Genomic DNA, 2,549 nt, shown 5'->3' with positions numbered 1-2,549 from the left:
GCGACGGCCGCGCCCGCCGCCGCCGGCTGCACGGAGGCGAACGCGGCGGAGAGCCTGCGGCCCTCCCCGGCCGACGGCGCCGCGGTGAAGCGGATCAAGAAGGCGGGCGTCCTGGTCGTCGGCGTCGACCAGAACAGCTACCGCTGGGGCTACCGCGACCCCGACAACCCCAAGAACCTCATCGGCTTCGACATCGACCTGGCGAAGGCCATCGCCCGGGACATCCTCGGGCCGCACCCGCACATCGTGTACCGCGCGATCCCCACCAACCAGCGCATCGACGCCGTGAAGCAGCGCAAGGTGGACATGGTCGTGCGGACGATGACGATCAACTGCCAGCGCAAGAAGGACGTCGCCTTCTCCACCGCCTACTTCAAGGCCGGCCAGCAGGTGCTCGCGCCCAAGAGGTCGTCGATCGACGCGTTCGACGACTCGCTGCGGGGGAAGAAGATCTGCACGGCGAAGGGGTCGACGGGCGAGCAGGAACTGGACGGTGAGGACCACGGCGCGACGGTCATGACCGTACCGAACCAACTCGACTGCCTGGTGCGGCTGCAGCTGGGCGAGGCCGACGCGGTCGTGACGGACAGCGCGCTGGCCGCCGGCCAGGCCGCGCAGGACCCGACCGTGGAGCTCAAGGGCGAGCCGTTCAGCACGGACCTGTACGGCGTCGCCATGAACAAGGAGGACGAGGACCTGGTGCGGCGGGTGAACAAGGTGCTGGAGGACTACCGCGCGGGCGGCGCCGACAGCCCCTGGACGACCGCGTACGACAAGTGGCTCAAGGCCGACCTGCCGGGCGTCTCCGGGCCGCCGGCGCCCCAGTACAGCGACTGACGGGACCGGCCGGGCCGCCCCGCGCCCGGCCGCCGCAGCGCACCGTACGCACGCACTCTGGAGAGGTGATCGATGGGGGTCCCTGGACCCGCCCCGGCCATGAGCCGCGACGAGGTGGACCGCGCCCTCGGCAGGCTCGGCGCCGAGCACGAAGCGATCGAGACCTCGCTGCTGGCGCTGCAGGACCACGCCGGCCGCCGCCTCCTGGAGGGCGCCGAGCTGACCGGCGTCACCAAGGACCGCTGGGCGAGTGCCGAGCAGCGGATCACGGTGCTCTGGGCGCACTTCGAGGCGTACAGCGCGGCGCTGGAGGCCGCCCGCGAGCTGCGCGCCCGCCGCCGCTGGCTCTCCCAGGAGGACCTGGCCACCCTCACCGACATGCTGCGCGGCGACGGCGTCACGGTCTCCGGCGGCGCGGCCGTCGGCGGCCTCACCAAGCTCAGCGAACAGCTCAGCCTGGAGGCGCTGGTCGACCGGATGAACGGGCTGTACGCGTCGGCGCTGGACGTCATCGTCAGCGCCGACTCCGTATGGACCGCGCTGCCCGCCCGGATCGACCTGCTCGCCGCCGAACTGCGGCGCACCCGCTCCCTCGCGCACTCCGTCGGCGTCCGCCCCGGCGAGCACCCCTCCGGCGACGACCTGGAGCAGATCACCGACGAGCTGACCCGGCTGCGCGCCGAGGTGCTCGCCGACCCGCTCGCCTTCTGGGTGCCCGCCGCCGACGCCAGCGCCGCGCCCGGCGGCGGCCACCCGGACACCGAGCGGTACGACCGCGCGGCCCGCGCCCTGGAGGACGTACGCCGCGAGATCGAGGCGGTCCTCGCGGTGCGCCAGGACGCCGAGCGGCGGCTGATGCAGGTGCGCGACCTGCTCTCGCGGGCCGACCGCACGCTCACCGAGGCGCGGGCGGCGCGCGGCGAGGTGCTCGCGAAGATCGCCGCGTCCGAAGTACCGGCCGTCTCGGGCCCGTCGACCGCGCTGCACGAACAGCTCGCCACCGCCGTCGACTACCGCAGACGCTCCCAGTGGCACCTGCTGTCGCCGCTGCTGGAGAGCCTGGAGGAGCGCGCCGAGGAGGAGCTGCTGCGCGCCCGCGAGTCGCTGACCGCGGTGACCGCGCCGCTGGCCGTCCGCGCCGAGCTGCGCGGCCGGCTCGACGCGTACAAGGCGAAGACGGCGCGGCACGGCCTGGCCGAGGACCCGTTCCTGATCGAGCGGTACGACCTGGCCCGCCGGATGCTGTGGAGCGCGCCCTGCGACCTGCGCGCCGCCGAGAACGCCGTACTGCGTTACCAGCAGGCGGCGGCCGAGGCGCTGGCGGCCGGGGCGCCGGACCGCGAGGGGGAGTCATGACCGGCGAGAAGGACGCCGCCTGCCAGCGGCCGGAGTGCGCCGGCCGCTACGAGGACGTCGGCGGCGGCGAACTGTACTGCGACACCTGCGGCTTGGCGCCGGTCGTCTCGCCGACCGGCATGGTGGCCTCGCCGCCGACCGGCGTCGCGGCGGCCGGCCGCTCCGCCGACTCCTCGCAGAGCTCCGGCAGCGCCCGTACGTCGTCCTCCTCCCGCTCCTCCGGCTCCCGGCGCTCGGTCTCCGGGCGTCTCTCCCGCTCGCTGTCCGGCCCGTCGACCCGCTCGGTGTCCGTGCGCAGCGCCGGTTCGGGGCCGGGCTCCGGGTCCGGCTCGGGCCCGGGGCGCGGGCGGCTGGGG

The 2,549-nt window shown here is 74.7% G+C and carries 2 protein-coding genes and 1 pseudogene; 2 read left to right on the top strand and 1 reads right to left on the bottom strand.

The features are described from left to right. Both ABT381_RS35600 and ABT381_RS35595 read left to right on the top strand, forming a co-directional pair. Positions 1-837: glutamate ABC transporter substrate-binding protein (locus ABT381_RS35600; RefSeq protein ID WP_351602211.1), on the top strand; the 837-nt coding region annotated here is incomplete at its 5' end. 72 nt (positions 838-909) lie between these two features. Continuing rightward, complete coding sequence (locus ABT381_RS35595) at positions 910-2,193, top strand: hypothetical protein (protein ID WP_351602208.1); 1,284 nt, start codon at positions 910-912, stop codon at positions 2,191-2,193. 46 nt (positions 2,194-2,239) lie between these two features. On the opposite strand, the pseudogene ABT381_RS35590 reads toward ABT381_RS35595, so the two are convergent. Further along, positions 2,240-2,549, bottom strand: a pseudogene (locus tag ABT381_RS35590) (hypothetical protein); the annotation flags it as partial.

This window comes from Streptomyces sp. NPDC000151, from assembly GCF_040301705.1.
GTDB lineage: Bacteria > Actinomycetota > Actinomycetes > Streptomycetales > Streptomycetaceae > Streptomyces.
The sequence above is the reverse complement of the archived record's forward strand: the minus strand, read 5'-3'. Positions and strand labels throughout refer to the sequence as shown.

Excerpts from the sequence above, each read along its gene's own strand:
- ABT381_RS35595 (WP_351602208.1), top strand. The coding sequence starts at position 910 with ATGGGGGTCCCTGGACCCGCCCCGGCCATGAGCCGCGACGAGGTGGAC.